The 23307-nt window shown below is 67.0% G+C and carries 21 protein-coding genes; 5 read left to right on the forward strand and 16 right to left on the reverse strand.

Annotated elements, in window-relative coordinates; all coding sequences use genetic code 11:
- Positions 1-49 precede the first annotated feature (49 nt).
- The 15 genes from AC1AUD_RS01760 to AC1AUD_RS01830 all read right to left on the reverse strand — a co-directional run bounded on the left by AC1AUD_RS01760 (position 50) and on the right by AC1AUD_RS01830 (position 17098).
- Positions 50-556: an arginine repressor gene (locus AC1AUD_RS01760; RefSeq protein ID WP_476571477.1), complete on the reverse strand. Its 507-nt coding sequence runs from the start codon at positions 554-556 to the stop codon at positions 50-52.
- A complete protein-coding gene (gene argF / locus AC1AUD_RS01765; RefSeq protein WP_476571479.1) occupies positions 553-1518 on the reverse strand; it encodes an ornithine carbamoyltransferase in 966 nt (321 codons plus the stop codon). The genes AC1AUD_RS01760 and argF overlap by 4 nt, the downstream gene beginning before the upstream one ends.
- A 32-nt stretch (positions 1519-1550) precedes the next feature.
- Entirely contained in the window at positions 1551-2855 is a 1305-nt protein-coding gene (locus AC1AUD_RS01770) for an acetylornithine transaminase (protein ID WP_476571481.1), read from the reverse strand.
- Entirely contained in the window at positions 2845-3798 is a 954-nt protein-coding gene (argB, locus tag AC1AUD_RS01775; protein WP_476571483.1) for an acetylglutamate kinase, read from the reverse strand. Before argB ends, AC1AUD_RS01770 begins: the two co-directional genes overlap by 11 nt.
- 269 nt (positions 3799-4067) lie before the next feature.
- Positions 4068-5240, reverse strand: a complete 1173-nt coding sequence (gene argJ, locus AC1AUD_RS01780) for a bifunctional glutamate N-acetyltransferase/amino-acid acetyltransferase ArgJ (RefSeq protein ID WP_476571485.1) — start codon at positions 5238-5240, stop codon at positions 4068-4070.
- Positions 5237-6328 carry an N-acetyl-gamma-glutamyl-phosphate reductase gene (gene argC / locus AC1AUD_RS01785; protein WP_476571487.1) on the reverse strand — a complete coding sequence of 364 codons (1092 nt, stop codon included), beginning with the start codon at positions 6326-6328 and terminating at the stop codon, positions 5237-5239. The genes argJ and argC overlap by 4 nt, the downstream gene beginning before the upstream one ends.
- Positions 6329-6449: 121 nt before the next feature.
- Positions 6450-7193, reverse strand: a complete 744-nt coding sequence (locus AC1AUD_RS01790) for a DUF4190 domain-containing protein (protein WP_476571488.1) — start codon at positions 7191-7193, stop codon at positions 6450-6452.
- A 112-nt stretch (positions 7194-7305) separates the two neighbouring features.
- Positions 7306-9927, reverse strand: a complete 2622-nt coding sequence (gene pheT / locus AC1AUD_RS01795; RefSeq protein WP_476571490.1) for a phenylalanine--tRNA ligase subunit beta — start codon at positions 9925-9927, stop codon at positions 7306-7308.
- A gap of 6 nt (positions 9928-9933) precedes the next feature.
- Entirely contained in the window at positions 9934-11001 is a 1068-nt protein-coding gene (gene pheS / locus AC1AUD_RS01800; RefSeq protein ID WP_476571492.1) for a phenylalanine--tRNA ligase subunit alpha, read from the reverse strand.
- A gap of 107 nt (positions 11002-11108) precedes the next feature.
- Positions 11109-11975 (reverse strand): TrmH family RNA methyltransferase, encoded by an 867-nt coding sequence (locus AC1AUD_RS01805; protein ID WP_476571494.1) that lies wholly within the window; start codon positions 11973-11975, stop codon positions 11109-11111.
- A gap of 53 nt (positions 11976-12028) precedes the next feature.
- Entirely contained in the window at positions 12029-13294 is a 1266-nt protein-coding gene (locus AC1AUD_RS01810; protein ID WP_476571496.1) for a sensor histidine kinase, read from the reverse strand.
- On the reverse strand, positions 13273-13917 hold the full coding sequence (locus AC1AUD_RS01815) for a LuxR C-terminal-related transcriptional regulator (RefSeq protein ID WP_476571498.1): 645 nt from the start codon (positions 13915-13917) through the stop codon (positions 13273-13275). The genes AC1AUD_RS01810 and AC1AUD_RS01815 overlap by 22 nt, the downstream gene beginning before the upstream one ends.
- 162 nt (positions 13918-14079) lie before the next feature.
- Complete coding sequence (locus tag AC1AUD_RS01820) at positions 14080-14910, reverse strand: energy-coupling factor transporter transmembrane component T family protein (protein ID WP_476571501.1); 831 nt, start codon at positions 14908-14910, stop codon at positions 14080-14082.
- Positions 14907-16484: an ABC transporter ATP-binding protein gene (locus tag AC1AUD_RS01825; RefSeq protein WP_476571761.1), complete on the reverse strand. Its 1578-nt coding sequence runs from the start codon at positions 16482-16484 to the stop codon at positions 14907-14909. Before AC1AUD_RS01825 ends, AC1AUD_RS01820 begins: the two co-directional genes overlap by 4 nt.
- Positions 16481-17098, reverse strand: a complete 618-nt coding sequence (locus tag AC1AUD_RS01830; protein ID WP_476571503.1) for an ECF transporter S component — start codon at positions 17096-17098, stop codon at positions 16481-16483. Before AC1AUD_RS01830 ends, AC1AUD_RS01825 begins: the two co-directional genes overlap by 4 nt.
- 266 nt (positions 17099-17364) lie before the next feature.
- On the opposite strand from AC1AUD_RS01830, the gene AC1AUD_RS01835 reads away from it, so the two are divergent.
- From AC1AUD_RS01835 to AC1AUD_RS01845, 3 genes are all read left to right on the forward strand, one after another.
- Positions 17365-18057, forward strand: a complete 693-nt coding sequence (locus tag AC1AUD_RS01835; protein WP_476571505.1) for a LuxR C-terminal-related transcriptional regulator — start codon at positions 17365-17367, stop codon at positions 18055-18057.
- 124 nt (positions 18058-18181) lie between these two features.
- Positions 18182-18343 (forward strand): hypothetical protein, encoded by a 162-nt coding sequence (locus AC1AUD_RS01840; RefSeq protein WP_476571507.1) that lies wholly within the window; start codon positions 18182-18184, stop codon positions 18341-18343.
- Positions 18328-19509, forward strand: a complete 1182-nt coding sequence (locus tag AC1AUD_RS01845) for a sensor histidine kinase (RefSeq protein WP_476571508.1) — start codon at positions 18328-18330, stop codon at positions 19507-19509. The genes AC1AUD_RS01840 and AC1AUD_RS01845 overlap by 16 nt, the downstream gene beginning before the upstream one ends.
- Positions 19510-19523: 14 nt before the next feature.
- Here AC1AUD_RS01845 and AC1AUD_RS01850 read toward each other — a convergent pair whose 3' ends face one another.
- Positions 19524-20891 (reverse strand): M20/M25/M40 family metallo-hydrolase, encoded by a 1368-nt coding sequence (locus tag AC1AUD_RS01850; RefSeq protein ID WP_476571510.1) that lies wholly within the window; start codon positions 20889-20891, stop codon positions 19524-19526.
- Positions 20892-21004: 113 nt separating this feature from the next.
- Between AC1AUD_RS01850 and AC1AUD_RS01855 the strand changes: the two genes are divergently transcribed.
- Both AC1AUD_RS01855 and AC1AUD_RS01860 read left to right on the forward strand, forming a co-directional pair.
- Entirely contained in the window at positions 21005-21610 is a 606-nt protein-coding gene (locus tag AC1AUD_RS01855; protein WP_476571512.1) for a DUF3043 domain-containing protein, read from the forward strand.
- A 188-nt stretch (positions 21611-21798) separates the two neighbouring features.
- The gene (locus AC1AUD_RS01860) at positions 21799-23283 is read left to right on the forward strand and encodes an FAD-dependent oxidoreductase (protein ID WP_476571514.1); all 1485 of its coding nucleotides are present in this window, start codon (positions 21799-21801) and stop codon (positions 23281-23283) included.
- Positions 23284-23307: the final 24 nt, after the last annotated feature.

Raw genomic sequence — 23307 nt, forward strand, 5'->3', positions numbered from 1 at the left:
GTATATTTATGCAATATTCATCTTCCCCATCAGAGGGAGGAGAATCAGATCACTTGGATGCCAAGGTGACGAGCCATCGGCTCCATTCGTCGGCGATGTCATCGTCGGCGCAGATCGCCATGACGGTGTCATCACCGGCGATGGTGCCGAGGATGCCTTCGACCGGCTGCTTGTCGATGACGCTGGCCACGTATTGCGCGGCGCCCGAGGGCGTGTGCACGACCACGAGGTTGCGCGCGGCGGCCACCGAGGTGACCAATCCGGAGAGCACACGGCTCATCTGGGACTCGGCCCGGGCGTTGAGGGCATGCGTCTCGAGGGCGGACTCCCCCACCGCATAGGCCATGGTGCCGTCGGCGAGCCGCGTCTTGGCGGCGTTCATCTCGTCGAGGTCACGGCTCAGCGTGGCCTGCGTCACCTCGATGCCTTCGCCCGCCAGGATCTCGGAGAGCTGCGATTGCGAGGTGACGACATGCCGGACCAGGGCCTCTTCGATGGCGCTCAGGCGAGCGGCCCGCGTGGCGGGCCGCTGCAGGGGCACGTTCGAATCGGTCACTTGAGCAGGTCCTCGTCGCCCCGGGTCATGCCGGTCAGCCAGGTCAGCAACGCCTTCTGCGCGTGCAGACGGTTCTCGGCCTCGTCCCACACCACGGAGGCGGGCCCGTCGATCACCGAGGAGGTGACCTCCTTGCCACGATAGGCGGGCAGGCAGTGCTGGAAGATCGCATCGGGCTTGGCCAGCGCCATGAGCTCGTCGTTGACCTGATAGTTCCAGAACGGCTTGGAACGAATGGCATATTCGGCTTCCTCGCCCATCGACACCCACGTGTCGGTGAACACGCAGTCGGCGCCGTCGACAGCGGCCTTAGGGTCGGTGGTGACGGTGATTGATCCACCGTTCTCCGCAGCGAGGCGCTTGGCGTCCTCGACGATGTCGGGGCGGGGCAGGAAGCCCTCGGGACCGGCCACACGCACATCCATGCCGGCGACCGCGCCGCCGATCAGATAGGAGTTGGCCATGTTGTTGGCCGCATCGCCCAGATAGGCGATGGTCTGGTTCTCAAGCTTGTCGACGCCGCCGCGATGCTCGGCGATGGTCTGGAAGTCGGCGAGGATCTGGCAGGGATGGAAGTCGTCGGTCAGCGCGTTGACCACCGGATGGGTGGAGTACTGCGCCATCTGCTCGACGTTCGACTGCTCGAAGGTGCGCCACACGACGCCATAGGCCATGCGGTCGAGCACGCGCGCCGTGTCGGCGATGGGCTCGCCGCGGCCCAGCTGGGAGCCGGACTTGTCGATGACCAGCGGATATCCGCCGAGCTCCGCGACGCCGATGGAGAAGCTGGAACGGGTGCGGGTCGAGGGCTTGTCGAAGAGGACGGCGACGCCCTGCGGCCCTTCGAAGGGACGATGGTAGAAACGGTCGGCGCGGAATTTGATGGCCAGTTCGAGGACCGCAAGCTGCTCGTCATGGCTGAGGTCGTCGTCGCGCAGCATATGGCGCAGAGTGGGGGTCATGATGGTGTTCCTTTCAGTAACCGGACTGTCCGTCAGTCGTCTGCCAGGTCGGTGGGAACCTTGGCGAGGATGGATATGGCTTCGTCGATCTCGTCGGCCGTGACGATCAACGGCGGCGCGAAGCGCAGCGCGTCGGGGCGCACGGCATTGACGATCAGACCGTGGTTCAGGGCCCAGTCCATCACGGCATGCGCGCAGGGATGGGCGAGTTCGACGGCGTCGAGCAGGCCGGCGCCGCGGGTGGAGACGAACAGCGGATTGCCGCAGGCCATGAGGCCTTCGCGCAGCTGACGACCACGTTCGATGGCGTTGCCCAGCAGGCCGTCGGATTCGATCACGTCGAGCGTGGCCAGCGCGGCGGCCGCGCCGAGCGGGTTGCCAGCGAAGGTGGAGCCGTGCGAGCCGGGGGTGAACAGCGAGGACAGCTTGGAGCCGAAGGCGATCATGCCACCCATCGGGAAGCCGCCGGCCACGCCCTTGGCGAAGGTCACCATATCGGGCGTGACGCCGCCGGACAGCGCCTCGTCCTGGAAGGCGAACCAGTGCCCGGTGCGCCCGATGCCGGTCTGCACCTCGTCGATGATGAGCAGCGCGTGGTTGATGTCGCACAGCTCGCGCACCTTGCGCACATAGTCGGCGCCCAGCGGCCTGACGCCGGCCTCGCCCTGGATGAGCTCGAGGATGACGGCGGCGACCGGCCCCTTGCCGTAGGAGCCGAGTCCCGTGGCGGCGAAAGCCTCGTGCAGGGCCACCTGATCGCCGGCGCGCACGAATTCGACGCTGGGCACCAGCGGCTCGAAGGGCTTGCGGATGGCGGGCTTCCACGTGGCGGACAGCGCGCCCAACGTGCGGCCATGGAATCCGTTGGTCATTGCAAGGATGCGGGCGGGCTTGCCGCCGATGGACGGAGAGGCCCCCTGCAGCGTGCGGCCGTAGAGCTTGGCGAGCTTGATCGCCGCCTCATTGCCCTCGGCGCCGGAGTTGCCGAAGTAGACATGCGAGCCCTCAGGCGCGCCGGCGAGCTTGATCAGACGCTCGGCGAGCTTGATCTGCGGCTCGGTGGCGAAGTAGTTGCTGGTGTGCGCGACCTTGCCGGCCTGTTCGGCGACGGCCGCCACCCACTTGGGATGCGCGTATCCGATGGAGTTGACGGCGATGCCGGCAAGGAAGTCCAGATACTTGTTGCCGTCGACGTCCCACACGTGGACGCCTTCGCCGTGGTCCATGACGCGCAACGGCGTGCCGAAGACGTGCATATGGACGTCCTCGTATTCACCGATCCAGCGCTGGCCCTCGGGACCGAGCGTGCCGGTGGTGTTCGTGGTCTCAGTGGTCATATGAGCTCCTCATCTCGACGCCATCCTCGGGAACGACCATCGTGCCGATGCCCGCGGTGGTGAATATCTCGTTCAAAATCGAATGCGGCTTGCGGCCGTCGATGATATGGGCCTGCGGCACGCCGCCATCGAGCGCGCGCACGCATGCCTCCATTTTCGGCCTCATGCCGGACTCAAGGTTCGGCAGCATGTCGCGCAGGTCCTCGACGCCGATGCGGCCGATCAGCGAATCGCGGTCGGGCCAGTCGGCGTAGAGGCCATCGACATCGGTGAGGATGACAAGCTTGCGGGCGCCCACGGCCGCGGCCAGCGCGGCGGCGGCGGAATCGGCGTTCACATTGAGCACTTCGGTGGGATCGTCCTCGTTGGGTGCGACCGACGAGACGACGGGGATGCGCCCGGCGGCCACCAGATCCTCAACGGCCGAGGCGTCGACCGACACCACGTCGCCGACCAAGCCGATGTCGGCGGGTTTGCCGTCGATGATCGGATGGCGCTGCATGGCGGAGAACAGGCCGCCGTCCTCGCCGGACAATCCGACGGCCAGCGGACCATGCGCGTTGATGAGGCCGACGAGCTCACGCGAGACCTTGCCGGTCAGCACCATGCGCACCACATCCATCGCCTCGGGGGTCGTGACGCGCAGACCGCCCTTGAACTCGGATTTGATGCCGAGGGCCTTGAGCATCTGGGAGATCTGCGGTCCGCCGCCATGCACGACGATCGGATGCAGGCCGACCTGACGCAGGAAGGCCATGTCCTCGGCGAAGCATTGCTTCAAATGGTCGTCGATCATCGCATTGCCGCCATATTTGACGACGATGCGCTGGCCGGCGAATTCCTCCAGCCAAGGCAGCGCCTCGATCAGCACCTCCGCCTTCTGGTTGGCGTTGAGGTCCGTATGCACGTCGAGATGATATCCCGGCCCCTTCAGTTGTGTCATTCCCAATTCTTTCTTATTCGTGTAATCACGTCCGATGACTTCCGCCCGCCGCCCGGGGTGGTCTGCCGATATTCATTAACGACACGCTCCGGGCACCCGCTGACGCGGGCCTCGCAGCATAGCTGCTCGCCTCACCTGCGGAAAGTCCACCGGGCTTTCCGCTTAACGGTTCAGCTAGCCAAGTCTTTACGGTCTTATAACGAATATCGGCAGGCCGCCCCTCGCAACGTTGTCAACATGCGTTAGCGGATGACGAATGAGTTCCTTTTTCAGCTTTCGTAGTCGGCGTTGATGTGGACGTATTCGTGGGTGAGGTCGTCGGTCCACACCACGGCCTCGGCGTCACCGGCGTTCAGATTGATGTCGATATGCACCTCGCGCGGGGTCATGTCGACCTCGGAGCGGTCACGGCCCGCTCCCCCGTGTTCGCAGATGCGCACGCCGTTGACGTCGACGGTCACCTGTTCGGGGTCGTAGGGCGCGACCTCGGGCGGCACGGTGCCGATGGAGCTGACGATGCGCCCCCAGTTGGGGTCGTTGCCGCTGATCGCGCACTTGAGCAAGTTGGAGGCGGCGACGGCACGTCCGCAAGCCAAGGCTGCTTCCTCGGTGGTGGCACCGGTGACGGCGATGCGGATGTCATGGCTGGCGCCCTCGCCATCGCCGATGATCTGACGGGCCAGGGATGCGCAGGCCTCGCGCACCAAGGCATTGAACTCGTCGGGGTCCGGCTCGATACCGGAGGCACCGGAGGCGAGCAGCAGCACCGTGTCATTGGTGGACATGCAGCCGTCCACATCGATGCGGTTGAACGACGTGTCCACGGCGGCAGTCAGCGCAGCCTGGAGCTGGCCAGCGGAGACGACCGCGTCGGTGGTGATGACGCACAGCATGGTGGCCAGCTGCGGGGCGATCATGCCGGAGCCCTTGACCATGCCGCCGATTCTCCAGCCGGTCGAACCGGTCAGCTCGACGGTCTTCGGCTTGGTGTCGGTGGTCATGATGGCGTGCGAGGCGTCGGCGCCAGCCTCGGCGGAATCGGCCAGCGTGCCAAAGGCGGTCTTCGCGCCGTTGAGCACGTTGTCAAGCGGCAGCAGTTCGCCAATCAGGCCGGTGGAACACACGCCCACCTCGCCCGGCTCACAGCCGACGAGTTCGGCGACGGTTTCGGCCGTGGCGACGGACTGCTGATAGCCGGCCTCGCCGGTGCAGGCGTTCGCGCCGCCGGAGTTGAGGATCACTGCCTTGATGTCGCCATCGGCGACGGCCTTGCGGCTCCACTGCACGGGGGCGGCGCAGAAGCGGTTGGAGGTGAACACGCCGGCCGCGACGGAAAGAGGGCCGTTGTTGACGACCAACGCCAGGTCCTTCTTGCCCTCCACGGCGGAGATGCCAGCCGTGACGCCGGCTGCGGCGAATCCTTGTGCGAATGTGACGCTCACGGTGCGACTCCAATCTTGGTCAGGCCCTGGTCCTCAGGCAGGCCCAAGGCGATGTTCAGTGATTGCACGGCTTGCCCGGCCGTGCCACGGTTGAGATTGTCGATGGCGGCGAAGGCGATCAGACGGCCGGCCTTGCGGTCGGTGACGACCTGGATGTGCGCGGCGTTGGAGCCGAGCACATTGCCGGTGGCGGTCAGCATGCCTGCGGGCAGCACGTTCATGAAGTCCTGGCCCGCGTAGGCCTTCTCCCACACCTTGCGGATCTCCTCGTCGCTCATCGCAAGCGCCTTCTCGCTCATCGGCGCGGAGACGGTGGCGAGGATGCCGCGAGACATCGGCGCCAGCACCGGGGTGAAGCCCAGCGTGAACTCGCCGGCCGCCGCGCCATCCTTGCCCTCCGCATGCGCGAGGTTCTGCAGGATCTCGGGGATATGGCGGTGGGTGCCGCCCACGCCGTAGGGCACGGCGGAGCCAAGCGCCTCGGAGGCAAGCAGATTGACGCGCTTCAAGGCCTTGCCGGCGCCGGAATAGCCGACGACGAGATCGGCGACGATGTCCTTGCCGACCAATCCCTCGGCCACACCCGGCTGCATGGCCAGCGTCGTGGCGGTGACATTGCAGCCCGGCCCGGCGATGCGCTTGACGCCGGAGAGATTCGCACGCTGGCGCTGATACTGACCATCGGCATCCTTGCCGAGCAACAGCTCGGGCATGCCATAGGCCCAATGCTCATAGAAATCGCCGCCATAATACTCATCCCAAGCGGACTGCTGCTCGAGACGGTGATCGGCGCCGAGGTCGACGACGACGGCATCCGGGTCGAGCTGGGCCGCCAACGCGCCGGAGGCACCGTGCGGCAGCGCCAGGATGATCACATCATGGCCGTTCAGCACCTCGGGCGTGGTGTCTTCGACGACCAATCCCGCAAGCTGCGGAATATGCGGCATATGCCGCGACATCGACTCGCCGACCGAGGAATGCCCGGTCACGCAGGTCACTTCGAAATCCGGGTGCGCCGCCAGTATGCGCAGCGCCTCGCCCCCGGCATATCCCGTGGCCCCGGCCACGGCCACCGTGTATTTCGCCATATCCCTTTTCCTTCGATACCGTATGCAATGGAATACGACGAGTATACAAAGATATGCAGACTATTGCATAATTATGCAATAGTCCGGCGGTTCGTGGGAACGAATCGAAAGAAGATGGCCGTCAGGCGGTCAGGGAACCGTCGTCGGTGGAGCCGGAATCCCCGGAGCCGCCGTAACCACCGGTGAGCTGGGACATCAAATCGCCGGCGGACATGCCGTTGACCATCAGCCACAGGGTCATCAGCGTGGTGAGCACGTTGATGATGACGGCGGCCAGCGCCAGGCCGAAGCCCTTCATATGGAAGGTGCGCGTGCGCCACATGGCCATCGCGCCCATCAGCGCGGGCAGCAGCGGCACGGCGGAGAAGAAGATCGCGAACACCAGCGACATGATCGCGTAGAGATCCCAGTGACCGTACAGCGGATTCTGGTTGGGGTCGTCCACGTCGATGCCGTAGCGGAAACGATGGCCTTGGTTGCCGTTGGCCGGCTGTCCCGGTTGTCCCGGCTGCATCGGCATGCCGGGTTGGGTGGGTTGCCCCGGTTGGCCGGGCCAGGGATATCCGTTCTGTCCGGGGATGGGCTGGTTCTGCGGTTGGCCGGCATAGGGACCGGACTGACCGTAATTGCCTTGGTTCGGCCCATATCCCGGCGCGCCATACGCACCGTATCCCCCATTCGCGGAAGTGCCGGGAGTGCCGTTCGGGTTCTGTCCTTGCCCCGCGTTGGCGTCACCATTGGCCGGCTGCGCCTCCGGCTCCGGCCGCCCGTAGAGATACGGATCGTATCCCGGATACTGGCCGGCCATGGCCCCGTATTCGGGCTGCTTGGTCTGGCCGTATTCCGGCTGTTGCGGTTCGCTCATCCGTATTCTCCTTACAAACGGAAAGGATCAGTATTATGGGCGGCAGATATGCAGCAGGCGGCGGGACGATTATCAAAAACTCGCCCCGCCGCCCGTCGCCAGCGTTCAGCGCTCAGGCGCGCAGCTGCGCCCCGATCTCAGCGGCCGCCTTGACGATGGCCGCGCGGATGGCCTCGGAATCCTCGGCCGTCAGCGTGCGGTCCGGCGCGCGGAAGACCACGGCGAAGGCCAGGGACTTGAGTCCCTCGCCGAGCTGGTCGCCGGTGAACACGTCGAACAGCTCGATGGATTCAAGCGCGTCGCCGGCGGCTTCGCGGATCGTGGCCTCAAGCTCGGCGGCGCTCACCGTGGCGGGCACCGTGAAGGCGAGGTCCTGCTTGACCGGCGGGAAGGTGGAGATCGGCTTGGCCTGCACCGGCTTGCCATCGAGCGTGGCGAACAGGGCCGTCATATCGATCTCGAAGGCCGCGGTGTGCGCGGGGAAGCCGAGCGCCTCGTTCACATGCGGGTGCAGCTCGCCGACATGGCCGACGACCACATCGCCGTTGGCACCGGCCATGACGCGCGCATAGCGCCCCGGATGCCACTGGGCCGGGACCTCGGAGGCGTCGGCGGGCTGGTCGAGCGTAAGCCCAGCGCCAAGTCGATCGGACAGACGGCACACGGCCTCGACGGCATCGGACCAGTCGACCGGGCGCTTGTCGCCCAGCCAACCGGTGTCCTCGGCCAGTCCGGCCATGATGCCGGCGACATGCTCGGGTTGCTCGGGCAGACCGGCGTCAAGCGCAGCAAGCTGTTCGTCGGTGGGGCGCTGGCCACCGGGCAGGGCCGGGATGGCGGGCGCGTTCGGATCCCACAGATAGACGTGGCCGAGCTCATAGAGCGCGACGTTGTCGATGCCGCGGCGCAGGTTGCGCTGCACGGTGCCGGCAAGGGTCGGCAGCAGCTCGCGGCGCAGGAACGGGCGGTCGCCGGCCAGCGGGTTGGCGACCTCGACGCTCACCGGCTTGACGGCCTCGGGATCATAGGAGAAGGCCTTGTAGTCCTCGTCGCCGACGAAGGGATAGCTCAGCGTCTCCACCATGCCGTATTCGGCCAGCTCGTTGGCGATCTCGCGATGACGGCGCTGGTCGTCGGTCAAACCGACGTGACCCGAGACGGGAGCCGCGGGCACATGGACCGGAATCTGGTCATAGCCGACCAGACGGGCGACTTCCTCGACCAGATCGCACGGTTCGTTCAGGTCGGGACGCCAGGAGGGCGGGGTGACGGAGAACTCGCCGTTGCCGCCGCCGCCGACGGTGCAGCCGATGTCGGTGAGCACATCGGAGATGCTGTTGACATCGGTGTCGAGGCCGGCCACGCGGGCCACCTCGGAGGCCTTGAAATGGATGGCCTTGCGGCGCGCAGTGCGGTTGACATCGGTCGGGCGGTCGCTCGGCTTGCCGGAGCCATACTTCACCAACAGTTCGGCGGCTTCCTGCGAGGCGGCGCACTGCAGCTGCGAGTCGACGCCGCGTTCGAAGCGGCGGGAGGCCTCGGAGGGGATCTTGTGGCGACGGGCGGAACGCGCGATCGACACCTGGTCGAAGTGAGCGGCCTCGAGCAGGATGTTCTTGGTGTCGGCGGTCACCTCGCCATAGAGCCCGCCCATGACGCCGGCCAGGCCGAGCACGCGCGAGGCGCGGTTGCCGTCGGGAGAGTCGGTGATGAGCAGATCCTCGGGATCGAGCTTATGTTCCTTGCCGTCGAGCGTGACCAGGGTTTCCCCGGCATTCGCGCGGCGCACGACGATCGGCGCGGCGATCTTGTCGAGATCGTAGGCGTGCATCGGCTGGCCCAGGTCGAGCATGACGTAGTTGGTCACGTCCACGGCCAGGGAGATCGAGCGCATGCCGGCGCGGATCAGGCGGCGGCGCATCCAGTTGGGGGTGTGGGCCGTCGGGTCGAAGCCATGGATGGCGCGGGCGTAATACCGGTCGCAGCCGGGCACGCCGTGGATCGGGTTGTTGTCCTCGATCTCCACCTGGATGTCGGGGGCATTGCCGGAGGCCTCGCCCGCGGCCACGGGGGCCTTCTTGCCCAGCGCGATCGCCGGATCCGTGTAGGCGGCACCGGTGGAGTGATGGTATTCGCGGGCCACGCCGCGATAGGACAGCGTGTATCCGCGGTCGGGGGTGATGTTGATCTCCAGCAGCGGCTGATCGAGATGCAGCAGATGCATCGCGTCGTCGCCGGGCTTCAGGGCCTCGTATTCGGCCGGGGTGAAGCCGTATTCGCGCAGCAGGATGATGCCGTCATGGCTGTCGCCCAATCCCAGCTCGCGCTCGGAGGCGCACATGCCGTCGGAGATATGGCCGTAGGTCTTGCGCGGCTCGATCTTGAAATCGCCGGGCAACACGGCGCCGGGCAGGGTCACGACGACCTTCTCGCCGGCCTTCATATTGGGCGCGCCGCAGATGATGCCGCGCGGCACCTTGTTGCCGTTCTCATCGACGTCGTTGTATTCCTCGCCGACGTCGACATGGCACCAGTTGATCGTCTTGCCGTTCTTCTGCGGCTCGGGGGTGGCGTCGACGACATAGCCGACGACGATGGGGCCGGTCACCTGGGAGGAGTGGATCTCCTCCTCCTCGAGGCCGACCTTGACGAGGTCCTTGGCCAGCTGCTCGTAGGTGAGGCCCTCGGGAACCTCGACGTGGTCCTTGAGCCAATCGATGTCAATCATGGGCATGTCGAATCACTCCCCCATCACGAATTGCTTGCTGAAGCGCACGTCGCCCTCCACGAGGTCGTGCATGTCGTTGATGTCATGGCGCAGCAGAAGCGTGCGCTCGAGGCCGACGCCGAAGGCGAAGCCGGTGTAGACGTTCGGGTCGATGCCCGCGGACTTGAGCACATTCGGGTTCACCATGCCGCAGCCGCCCCATTCGAGCCAGCCGGGGCCGCCCTTCTTGTCGGGGAACCACAGGTCGAGTTCGGCGGAGGGCTCGGTGAAGGGGAAGTAGCTCGGGCGCAGACGGGTCTTCGCGTCGGGGCCGAACATGGCGACGGCGAGCTTGTCGAGCACGCCCTTCAAATCGGCCATGGTCAGATGCTTGTCGACGGCCAGCGCCTCGCACTGGTGGAAGACCGGGGTGTGGGTGGCGTCGAGCTCGTCGGTGCGGAACACGCGGCCGGGGCTGGCGATGTAGAGCGGCACGCCCTTGTCGATCAGCGCGCGCACCTGGTCGGAGGAGGTCTGGGTCCTCAGCACCATGTTGGAGCCGACGAAGCCGGCGGCGTCCTTGGCCTGGTTGCCCTTGACATAGAAGGTGTCCTGCATCTGGCGGGCCGGATGGTCCGGGCCGAAGTTCAGGGCGTCGAAGTCGAACCATTCGGTCTCGACCTCGGGGCCGGCGGAGATCTGCCAGCCCATCGAGGTGAAGAAGTCCTCGACGTCCTCCATGAGGCGGGCGAGCGGATGGCGCGCGCCGAGCGGCCGGCGGTTCACCGGCAGCGTCATGTCGACGGTTTCGGCGGCCAGCGCCTCGGCCTCAGCCTTGGCCTTGAGCTCGGTCTCCTTGGGGCCGAAGGCGCGGCCGAAGTCGGCGCGCAGCTTGCCCAGCAGCTGCCCCGCCTCCTTCTTCTCGTCCTTGGGCAGCGCGCCGATGGCCTTGCTGGCCTTCGTCATCGCCGAGTCGGCGCCGGCGTACTGCGTCTTGATGGCCTTCAGTTCGTCAAGGCCCGTGGCCCGTTCGATTTTCTCGATGCCTTCGGCGACCGCATCGGTCACCGCCTGGGCGTCGAACACCAGTGATTCTGCCAAGGGAACCCTTTCGTTTGCTTGAAAACTCTAGCTATCCCAGCGTTTTTACCGCGTGACATTCTTCCATTGCCCCGGGACTTGGGGCCGCCGGGCGCAGGGAGAAAACCCTACGCTTCCCGCCGCATGGCCATCCCCATGAGCATCACCGCCGCCGAGGTGGCGAGGTTCAGGGATTCGGCCCTGCCATACATCGGTATCGACACGATGCGGTCCATGCGCGCCAGCAGCCCGTCCTCGAGCCCGCGCGCCTCGTTGCCGAAGAGCACGGCGGTCGGCGACTTGGCCGCGGCCGGGTCGGACAGCATATCGGGCAGCGCCTCGGGCACCAGCCCGTCGGCGCCGTGCACATCGGCCGCGACGACGGACAGACCGCAGTTCCGCGCCCAGTCCAGGAAGCCATCGACGGACATCCCAAGCACCGGCACATGGAACAGCGAGCCTGCGGTGGATCGCACGACCTTGGGATTGAGCGGATCGACGCATGCGTCGACGAACACCACGGCCGCGCATCCTGCCGCATCGGCCGCGCGAATCACGGTGCCGGCGTTGCCCGGGTCCCTGACCTGCCAGAACGCGGCGACCAGCGGCCTCTCCCCCAGCATCACGTCATCCGGAGCGACCTCCATCGCCGACGCCTCGCCGACGGCCGCGATGCCCTGCGCGTCGGGACTGATGCGGTGCATCACCTCGGCGCTGGCCAGATGCACGTAGATGTCGCGCCCGTCGGATTGGGAGGATTCGACGATCGCCTCGAGCGTCGGGTCGGCGACGACATACGCATCGTCCTCCTCCTCGGCCAGCACATAGAGATCGCGGATCATCCCCGGCTTCCATGCCACTGCCTCGCGCACAGACTGCGGTCCTTCGATGAGAAACAGGCCGGAGCGTTCGCGCCCCTTGGCACGGGTCAGGTCGGCCAGGCGGCGCACGCGGTCGGCGCGGGGATTGTCAAGGATATGGCTGTGAATCGGCATATCCCTCAGCCTATCGCATCCCGCCGCCGGTGCGCCGAAGCGCCGCCCTCGAATCACTCGCCGCGCGGGAAACGCGGGATGCGCGCGTAGACGATCCAGTCGCCGTCCTCGGCGTCGGCGGACAGCACGCCGCCCAGGCGTTCGATCTGCTCGCGATGGAAGCGCAGGCCGCTGCCGCCGGGCAGGGAGGCGGCGAAATCGGCGTCCATGCCGTCGCGTCCGTCTCCGTCGGCGGGCATATGGGACACGGAGACGACCTCGATCTGACGGTCCTCGGTGGTGATGCTCACCTGATAGGAATCGGGTCCGGGCACGCCGTGGCGCATGATGTTGGCGAACAATTCGTCGACCAGCCGCAGCACGCTGGCGCTGCGTTCGGCCACATCGTCCGGATCGTCGGCGCGATGGTAATGCGCATGGTCGAGGATGCGCACCTTGCCTTCGAAATCCGCTTCCTTCAAACGTTTGACGTTCTGTCTGACGCATTCGCGCAGCGCCGGCATGAAATCCTCGCCCTCGGCTTCCTCGCCCACGCCGTTCGAGGCCCCGGCATCGTCCCTGTCGCGCATCGGGTCGTCGGAAAGCTGGCGGATCACCGCATGCACGCTGTCCAGCACGCGCATGGTGCGGCTGTTGACGGTGCGCCACACCTCGCGGTCCGCCTCCGAATCGGTCACCCTGATCTGGCGCTGGGTGACGCGGGCGATATTCGAAAGGTCCCCGGTCACCGAATCGTGCATCAGCTGCGCCACATCGACGCGGCGCCGCAGCTCGGCGGCCTGCTCGGCCTCGACCTTGGCGTTGATGTATTCGGCGCGTTGGCGCGAGGAATAGCCGAAGAACACGACCAGATACAGCAGGAAGGCGAGCACCGGCACATCGCTGTGCGCCGTGTGCAGGGCCTGCATCGGCAGGAAGACGCTTTGGTAGAGCAGCGAGCCGAGGATCGGCACGCTCAGCGCCAGCACCCAGCGCAGGCGGATGTCGAAGGCCAGCGTGCCGACGGCCAGTCCCAATCCGAGCAGCTGCGAGGGGCCGCTCACCTCGCCGGTCACATAGGTCGTGACGAATATGGCGGTCACGGCCAGGCAGCAGGGCACAGGGAAGACGCAGGTGCCGATCTGGGCGATCAATGACAGCGCCGAAAGCGCCGCCGCCAACGGCGTGGCCGGTTCATGGAACCACCATTCCCACAGGAACACCAATGCAACGGACAGCGCCTGTCCAAGCCGGGAACGCGATTGCAAAGGATTCACGAACAGCGGCGCGCTGCCCGGCCTGTGGGGATCGAGCAACGTCAGGCCTCCGCGTTGAGCCACATGGCCACGGCCTGCCAGCGCGAGTTGGCGCCGAGCTTGTGCATGGCGCGCTGCCCGTGCTTCTTGACGGTTTCGGGCGTGATGTTGAGCGTCGAGGCGATGTCCTTGATCGACATGCCGGCGGCGAAGGAATCCATGATCTCGAATTCGCGGTCGGTGAGCACGGCATGCGCCCCCGACTGGTTCTTGAGCCGCACATGCGCGGTCAGCGGCGATTCGAAGCCGTCGCCCCAGGTGCCGCCGGAGGCGATGGTGCGGATGGCGGTGACGATGCGTTGTTCGTCGGCCTTGCCGACGATGCCCTGCGCGCCGGCCAGCGACGCCTTCTCGCTGTATTTGTCGAGGGAATACGCGGTCATCGCGAGGATCCCCACCTTGGAGATGCGGGTGCGGATGCGGCGGCACACGGAGATGCCGGAAACGCCTTCCATGCTCATATCGGCAAGCAACACCCTGGGTCTGGTGGCCGCGTTGAGGCAGTTGCTCACCGCCTCGCCGCCGTCCATGGTGACCCAAATGACCTTGGCTTCGGGCATAAGCTCCCCGATGCTGGTCCGAAGACTCGGCAATACGAATTTGTCGTTGTCCACGATGCCGACGGTGATCTCGGTATCCAACGCCATGTCCTTCCGCTGTCACTTCACGTTCCCCCCGGAAACATACGGGGGAAGACGGCTGCAATCGTCCGTGGGAAGTTTATAGCAGCGCCGGGCGCCGACCCGACGCATCACGGCGTTTGATACCGGAAAGGGGATATACGGGCGTTGGAACCGTCCCCGGCCATGTCACTGCCCGGAGAAGGACGGACGCCAATACCCGGCCCTGACGGATATCGCCATGGCGACCAATGGCACGGCCAGGCATATCGCATAGAACAGCCAGTCCACCGGATGCAGCCGGCTGACGCGCGCCGCGCTCCGTTCCCGCCCGCCGAAGCCGCGCGCCTCCATCGCCGTGGCGAGTTTGCTGGCGCGGCGGATGGAAAGCACCAGCAGACCGAAGGATTGGGAGAGCATACGGCGCACGGCGCCCCCGTCGCCGAGCCCGCGCGAACGGCGCGACAGGCCCAGGGCGTTCCAATCGTCGCGCAGCAGCGCGAACATGCGCATGCCGGCGAGCGAGCCATAGACGAAACGCTGCGGCAGACGCAGGATCTGCACGAGTCCGTCGGCCAGATCGGTCGGATCGAGCCCCAGCATGAGGAAGACGCCGGGCACGCCGACGGCCAGCACACGCAGCGCGGTGGCGAAGGCGAGATAGAGCGAGCCTTCGGAGATCACGATCCAGCCGAACCGCGCGTAGACATGCCCCCATCCGTTGCCGTAGAGCAGCACGGGAACGAGACTGGTGACGGCGGCGATCCACACGAACCAGGTGCGCCGCAGCACGAGCCATGGGGCCGCGCCGCCGATCCACAGCAGCGTCAGTTCGATGGCCAGCGCGCAGGAGGCCGAGACGACGTCGAGGCTCATCAACAGCGGCAGGCTCAGCAGCAACGCGCCGATGACGCGGCTGACCGGATTGACCTTGGCGACGAGCCACGAGGCCGACGAGGAGCGGACAGGCTCGTGCCGCGCCGACCTGGGAATGACGGAGATGGTTTCGACGGCGCTCATGCGGCGTCCTCCTTGGCGAAGTCGAAGACGAGCCGGCGGGCCCCAAGGGCGTCGACCAGCGCGTCGTCATGGGTGACGACGATGACGGCGACGCCTTGGTCTCGCACGCCGGCGATCAAACGGACCATTTCGGTCCAGGTCGTGAAGTCCTGGCCGAAGGTGGGTTCGTCCATGATGACGATGCGGGGAGAGGCGGCGAGCATCGAGGCCACCGACAACCGGCGCTTCTCGCCGCCGGACAGTGTGTATGGGTTGGCCTCGGCGAAGCGGGAGAGATTCATGCGTTCGAGCATCGTCCGGGCGATCTCCTGCGCTTCCCCGGCGCCTTTGCCCATGGATTTCGGGCCGATGGCCACCTCGTCGACCACGCGGGAGGCGGCGAACTGGTGCTCGGGCTCCTGGAAGACCATGCCGACGCGGCCAAGCAGTTCGCGGCTTTTCCATCGGTTCGGCTCGTCGCCATGCGCGCCCTGAGCGATCCACGGGGCGACGCGCACATGGCCGTCCAGCGGTTCCAGCAGGCCGGCGAGGGTCAGAGCGAGCGTGGATTTGCCCGCGCCGTTGGGCCCCATCAGGGCGGTCACCTCGCCGGGCATGAAGCCCAGGTCAAGATGCGAGCCGAGCGCCTTGCTCCGGCCGAAGGACAGGCCCTCGCAGAACAGGGCGGGGCCGTCCGCGGACCGGGGAGCGCCCAGATCGCCGACTGATTCCGAGACGGCCGGCGAGGCGCCCCGCGTGGTCTCCCGCGCGCCATCCCGCGACGCCACGGCGTCCCCGCTCCCCTTGCGCGCGAAGTCGGGGATGACGCGCCCCGGCACCCAGGCGCCGCCGGCAGCGAGGCGCGCGCCCATCGAACGGAACACCTCGTCGGGCGCGCCGTCGGCCAGCACGGCGCTGACATGCGTGTCCCCGGTCGCAGGCCCAATGACCACGACCCGGTCGATCAGGTCAAGCCACACATCGATATGGTGTTCGACGACGACCATGGTCTGTCCGGTGCGTTCGAGCACCTGCGCCACGGCGTCATGCACCTCGCGCACGCCCTCGGGGTCGAGGTTGGCGGTGGGCTCGTCGAGCAGCAGCAGTCCGGGACGCATGGCCAGCACGCCCGCCAGGGCGAGGCGCTGACGTTGGCCTCCGGACAGGTGACGCGTGGAACGATCCAAATCGAGGTCGCCCAGGCCGACCAGATCAAGCGACGAGCGCACACGCGCCCAGATCTCCTCCCTCGGCACGCCGAGGTTCTCGCAGCCGAAGGCCGCGTCGTCGCCGACGCGTTCGAGGATGACCTGCGAGTCCGGGTCCTGCAACACCAGGCCGACGCGCCCGCGCGCCTTGGCGGGCTCGAGCCCGTCGATCGTGAGCTCGCCGGCCTGTTCGCCCTCCTCGGATCCGCCGAGCAGCCCGGCCATGCCGGCCATCAGCGTGCTTTTGCCGGCGCCCGAGGCGCCGAGCAGCATCACATGCTCGCCCGGCTCGATGTCGAGGTCGAGGCCGCGGATCGCGAAATCACGCCGCGTGGCGTGCCGCCATCCCCAGCCCCGGGCCCTCACGCCCGCCGCCTCGGCCATCAGACGCGGGCCTCGGAGCGGCCGGAGGCGAAGCGGTCAAGCACGCCGGTCGCGGCGAGCGCGCGCTGCACGACCCACATCAACGCGCCGGCGATCAGCGCGCCGGAGATGAGCGTGGTGACCAGGTAGACCAGGCCGTAGGAGCTTGCGAAGCCGAAGGCGACGTGGCTGCCGATCGGGCTGAATTCATAGATATAGTTGCCCAGACCGGATAGCGCGCCGGACAGCGCGGCCACCGGCAGGCTCCACTTGCGCCAGGCGAAGACCGCGAAGCCGATTTCGGCGAACAGGCCCTGCGAGATGCCGACGATCAGAGTGCCGGTGATGCCGAAGATGCTGCCGCCGCCGATGAAGAACTCGACGCAGGCCGCGATGATCTCGGCGAAGAGCGCGGCGCCGGGCTTACGCACAATCAGCGCGGCGAGCGGCGCGGCGAACAGCCACATGCCGACCACCAGGCCCGAGGCGCCGGGCAGCAGGTCGAGGGCGGTGGACGGGATCTTGTAGATCAGATCCCAGCCGGAGAAGATCACGCCGGATGCGACGGCGATGATGGCGGCGACGACGATGTCGACGACGCGCCACTTGACATTGGCTTTGGCAATGGTGTCAACCATGGATTGTGCCTTCCTGTGGATTCGTCCGGAATCTCCGGAGCGATGGCAAGGCACGGGCATAAGGAAAGAGCGACAAATCCGTGCGCCGGCATTATCCGGTCACGTTCCATCGGTCGAGGTCTTTCGACCTCCTCTCAGCCGCCGAACTCCAGGCAGCTCCCGTGTCAGGCAGGAACGATAGCCACACCCGCGGACGAAGGTCGGCCCGCTTTCTATGATGGGGGTGTCCGCAGGGGGTATTGAGGCGGATGAAGAAGGAGGGGCCGATGCAGGCGTCCAAGGAGAAGCCGCGATCCCACGTGCTCAGGCCGGCGGCGGGCGTCACGCTGGGGTCCAGACGCATCGCGATCGTCGACAACGACCGTCGCTCGCTGGACGCGATGGTCGAGATGACGCGGGATCTGGTGCCGCGCGCCGAGGTGGTCTGGACATGCACGGACGCGCTCGAGGCGGTCGACCGATGCCTGGAGCGGCCCGACGAGCTCGATCTGCTGGTGCTCGACATGTCGTTGGAGGGATTGCAGGGGCCAAGCGCCTGCCGGCACATCAGACGTGCCAACGGCTGCCTGCCGATTCTGGCCATCACGAGCTTCTCGCTCAACCGATACCGGGACAAGGCGCGAGACGCCGGCGCGCAGGCATTGGCGAGCAAGAACGAGGAGACGCCCCTGGCCCGCGCGATGATCGACGCCTCCCGCGGCGTGGTGGCCCCGGGCTTCGAGTCGCCATCGCTGGCACATGCCAGGCTCGCGGCCGAACCCGCGAATGAGCATCTGCTGACGGCGCGCGAGGAGCAGGTCCTCGAGCTGCGCTCGCATGGCATGACCTGCCGCGAAATCGGCGACATGCTGCGCATCTCCGAGGCGACCGTCCGCAAGCATATGCAGCATACCTGCGTCAAACTCGGCGTTGGTTCCTCGACGCAAGCCGTGGCGGTCTGGCTTTCTCCCCTCGAATAGCACGGCATATACCACATTCGTGTATGCCGTGGCGCATCCGGCCCCGCTGCGGGTCGACAATGGGCTGCGCCCGCGGACACAAATGCGCGGGCGTCACGAAACCATCAATGGAAAGAAGAGAACCATGCATATCGCAAGCATGCTGCTGACCGCCGCGCTCGCCCTCTCCGGCGCCCCGGCCGCCGACAATCCCGTCACCTCCCCCGACGCCGCGCAGGGCGCGGACAGCGCGCAGCTGTTCTTCTACTGCCCGGGCTGGCTGTCCTGGTTGTGCAACTGGAAGTGACCAAGCTCGTCGCACGGGGCCCGCTCCGAGTGGGACTGGCACTGACCATGCTCGCCCTGCTGGCATGGGAGTTCCACTCGGACGGGCGTCTGACGGCGGACCACCCGCTGTCATGGTTTCAACTGGCGCTGATCGCCGCATCGCCTCTGCTGCCGCGCATCTCGTGCGCGCTGCTGCTCGCCTTGGGCGCCACGGCGATGCTGGTGCCGGCCATCGACCCGTTCTCGATGACGGGCGCGCTCTATGCGCTCGCCGTGCTCTCCTATGACACCGGCAACCGGACGGCCATCGCGCTGGCCCTGGCGCTGAGCGTCTGCCAGCTGACGCATATGGCCGGGGCTCATGGGACCAATGATCTCGACATGGTCGAGCTTCCCGGCTTCGTCATCCCCTACGCGCTGGCCGTGACGGCCGGACGCGCGCTGCGTTGGCGCGAGGCGCTGTTCGAGGAGCGGGAGCAGCGCAACGAATACCGCCGACGCCTCGAGGTGGCCAATCACAACGCGCGCGTCGCGCAGGAACTGCATGACAGACTCACCGGCGAGCTGTCGCTGATCGCGCGGATGGCGCAGAACCGCATGCGCCATGGCGGCCAGGCCCGCGAGGGAGACTGGGAGGCGATCAACGAAGGCGCGATGACGGCGCTTGCAGAAGTGCACCGGATCATCGACCGGCTCGATGGCAAGGGCGAGGGCGGCGTGCCGGACGAGCGCGACCAGCAGATGGGGCCGCCGCATCTCGAGGCGCTGAGAGCGGAGCTGATGCGGCAGGACGAAAGAATGGAGGCCTTGGGGTTCGCGGGGCACGGCACGCTCGAGACCCATCCGTCGCCCCGGGACGCAGCCCTTGCGCCGGACGCATCCGACGGGCTGCCGATGGACACGACATTGGCGCTGATCAGGGAGCTCTATGCGAACATCAGCCGGCACGGCGCGCCCGACGGCGGATATGCGGTGCGCGTCGTCATCGACGACGCCGGCGTCACGATCAGACAGACCAACGCCGTCGCATCCCCGGCGCCGGCGGGCGGAAGCGCGGCGAGGCGGACGCGCGCCGGGCACGGACTGCGCCATTTCCGGCGTGCGATAGAGAATCGTCGCGGCACATTCGAGACGCGCCGCGACGATCGGATGTGGACGCTCATGGCATGGATTCCCCTGCGCTGAGCGCCGCCTGGGGCTCAGGCGCCGAGCTTGGCCAGCAGCAACGCCTCGGTCAGCACATTGTGCTTCAAGCCCGGCAACGAGATCGACTCGTTGGGGCTGTGCGCGTTGGCCTTCGGATCCTCAGGACCGGTGACCAGCACCTGCGCGTCGGGGAAGATGCGCTGCAGCTCGGGGATGAAGGGGATGGAGCCGCCCTCGCCCTTGTTGACGGGAGCGACGCCGAAGGCCTCCTCCATCGCCGCGAGCGCGTCCTTGGTGGCCACGGCATCGGGATCCATGGCCCAGCCCATGCCGTTCTCGCCGGGCGTGACGGTGACTTCGGCGCCAAAGGGCGCGTGGGCGACGAGGAAGTCGCTCAGCGCGCGCTGCGCCTCCTCGGGGCGCTGGTTCGGGGCCGTGCGCAGCGACAGACGGAACGTGGTCTCGGGGGCCACGACGTTGAAGGAGCCCTCGACCGACTGGGCGTCGAAGCCGATGACGGTGACGGAGGGCTTGGTCCACAGGCGCGCGGCCAGCGAGCCGGTGCCGGCGAGTCGATAGCCGTCGACCACACCGGCGTCGCGGCGCACATCGGACTCGTCGAGATCGCGCTGCAGGCCGCCGACGGGTTCCTCGGCCGCGACCCCCGGAACGTTGAGGTCGCCGTTGGCGTCATACATGGAGGCGATGAGCATCGCCGCGCTGGTGTAGGCGTCGAAGATGGGGCCGCCGTATTGGCCGGAGTGGACCGGGTGGTGCAGCACCTTGACGTGCACGTCCACGCTGGTGTTGCCCCTGAGCGAAGTGGTCAGGGAGGGGATCTCGGCGGACCAGTTGCCCGAGTCGGCCACGACGATCACATCGGAGTCAAATTCGTCGCGGTGCGCCTCGATGAAGGGGATGAAGCTCGGCGAGCCCATCTCCTCCTCGCCCTCGACGAATACCTTGACATTGACCTTGAGGTCATCGCCCAGGGCCTTGAGGGCCCCGGAATGGATGGCGATGCCGCCGCCGTCATCGGCCGAGCCACGCCCGTAGAGACGGTCGCCGACGACGGTGCCGACGAAGGGCTCGGTGTCCCACTGGGCGGGGTCGGGCACGGGCTGCACGTCATGGTGCGCGTAGAGCAGCACCGTAGGTGCGTCGGGATCGACGATCCTCGAGCCGACGACCTCCCAGGCGCCCGGGGTGCCGTCGGGATTGGTCGATTGGACGACGCGCGCATCGACGCCGACCAAGCGCAGCTCCTCGGCGACGAATTCGGCGGACCTCCTCATATGCTCGCCGGCGATGCCTTCCGCCGACACCGACTTCAACGCTATCTTGCGGTCGATCAGATCGACGATGCGCTCCCAATCGTCCTCGACGCGCGCTCGCAGCTCTTCCTGCAGGGGATGGTTCATGGCGTTCGCTCCTTTGGTACCTAGGTCCCGCGCGGCGCCAAGGGCCTTGGGAAACGGCTTGATTGCGCCGTTCGCGCGGGGCTCATGTCTCTCAGTCACCGTAACCTCAAAGCATGACATGGAACCCGTTCAAGAAGAAGGAAGAGTCCCAGGCACCGATCGAGGAGGCCAAGCCGGCGCCCACGGCGGGCAAGGGCCACGCCACCCCCAAGATGAAGGCCGCGCAGGCGCAGAACCTCAGGCCTCTGGTGCCGACGGACCGCAAGGCGAGCGCGAAGGCCGCCAAGGCCCGTATGCGCGAAAAGGAGAACGAGCAATACGAGGCGATGCGCTCGGGCGACATCAACCGCATGCCGAAGGCCGAGCGTCTGCCGTGGCGCATCTATATCCGCGATTATGTGGACGCACGCTTCAACATCGGCGAGTTCTTCATCCCCGCGGCCTTCGTGATCCTCATCGGCTCGATGCTGATCACCGTGGTCTGGCCCCAGGCCTCGCTGGCGACGATGCTGGTGATGTATCTGTATCTGATCGCCGTCATCATCGATATCGCGCTGATGTGGCGCAAGCTCAAGAAGAAGCTCATCGAGAAGTTCGGCGAGGCCTCGGTGGCCCGCGGCACACGCTCCGCCTCCTACGCATGGAGCCGCGCGATCCAGATGCGCCGCTGGCGCCTGCCCAAGCCCCGCTACCCCAAGCGCGGGCATTGGCCCGCGTGACAGCCGCGATTTTTTCAAAATCGCACAAGCTGTCACGCGCGAGGAGAAGAACAGCCCGGTGGGCTGTTCGACGACGGAGCCATCCTTATACCAAAACGCAACCAGCACGAAGCCCCGGCCTCCGACCGGGGCTTCGTCATATCCGTGGATAATGGGAAAACAAGCCGACGCAAAGGAGAGGGATGCATATGGACGATTCATATGACGTGACGATCATCGGCGCGGGCCCGGGCGGCTATTCGACGGCGCTGCGGGCGGCCGAGCTGGGGATGAGGGTCGCGCTGGTCGAGCGTGACGCGGCGCTGGGCGGCACCTGCCTCAACCGCGGATGCATCCCCTCGAAGGCGCTGATCACGGCGACGCACACCATCGACACGGTGCGCAGGGCGGCCGAGCTGGGCGTCAACGCGCGCGTGGAGGGCATCGACTACGGACGTCTGCGCGACTACCGGCTCCATATCGTCGACACGATGACGAAGGGACTGGCCGGATTGCTCGCCCACCGCGGGGTGACGGTGTTCCGGGCGCAGGCGGCGCTTGCAGGGGACGCCGGGACCGGCACGCGCGCGGTGCCCCTGACCCCCTCGCCGGGGATGGAAGCGGTCGAACGCTTCGAGGAGGCCGGCGTATCCCAAAATTCCGGAGACGGCATCGAACTCGAATCGTCCCATGTCGTGCTGGCGACGGGCGGGCGGCCGCGGCCGCTGCCCAGCATCCCCTTCCACGGGGCGCTCATCGATTCGACGCAGGCGCTTGAGCTCGACGAATTCCCCTCGAGCGCGGTGGTGATCGGCGCGGGCGCGGTGGCCGTCGAATTCGCCTCGATGTGGAACGCGGCCGGCGTGGACGTGACGATGGTCATCCGCAAGGACCGCGTGCTCTCCGGATGGGACAAGCGCACCGGCGTGACATTGACCCGCGAGCTCAAACGCCAAGGCGTCCATGTGATCGACCGCGCAGGCGTGACGGAGGTCGAGACCGGCGAGAATCTCGGCGCCACGGTGCGCTGCATGCGCGGGGACGAGGAGCGGAAGGCATCCGCCGAAATCGCACTGGCCGCGATCGGCCGCGATCCGAACACCGACATGGATTGGCTGGCTCCCGCCGGCGTCACGCTCGACGCGCACGGACTGGTCGAGATCGACCCGCTTGGCCGCACCTCGGCGGAGCATGTGTGGGCGGTGGGCGACATCACCCCCGGCAACGCGCTCGCGCACCGCGCCTTCATGCAGGGCATCACGGTGGCCGAGGCCATCGCCGGACTCGACTCCAAGCCCGTGGACGAGACGGCGGTGCCGCGCATCGTCTTCTCGCACCCCGAGGCCGCCAGCGTGGGGCTGACTCTCGAGGAGGCCCGGGCGCGGACCGATGTGACGGACGCGGAGCAGAGCGCGTATCCGATGCTCGGCAACGCGCGCATGCTGATGGGCGGCACGAGCGGCTCGATGTCCGTGGTCACCGGTGTGCCCGCCGACGGCGGGGCGAGGCTGGTGCTTGGTGTGCACATCGTCTCCCCCGTGGCCTCCGACCTCATCGCGGAGGCCGAGCAGCTGGTCGGCAACCGGGTGCCGCTGGCCGACGCGGCACGGCTGGTCCACCCGCATCCCACCTTCGCCGAGACGCTGGGCGAGGCGCTGCTCAAGGCGGACGGACGCCCGCTGCACACGCGCTGAGCGCAACGCCGGACGGAACGGTGG

The organism is Bifidobacterium sp. LH_730 (assembly GCF_056355835.1).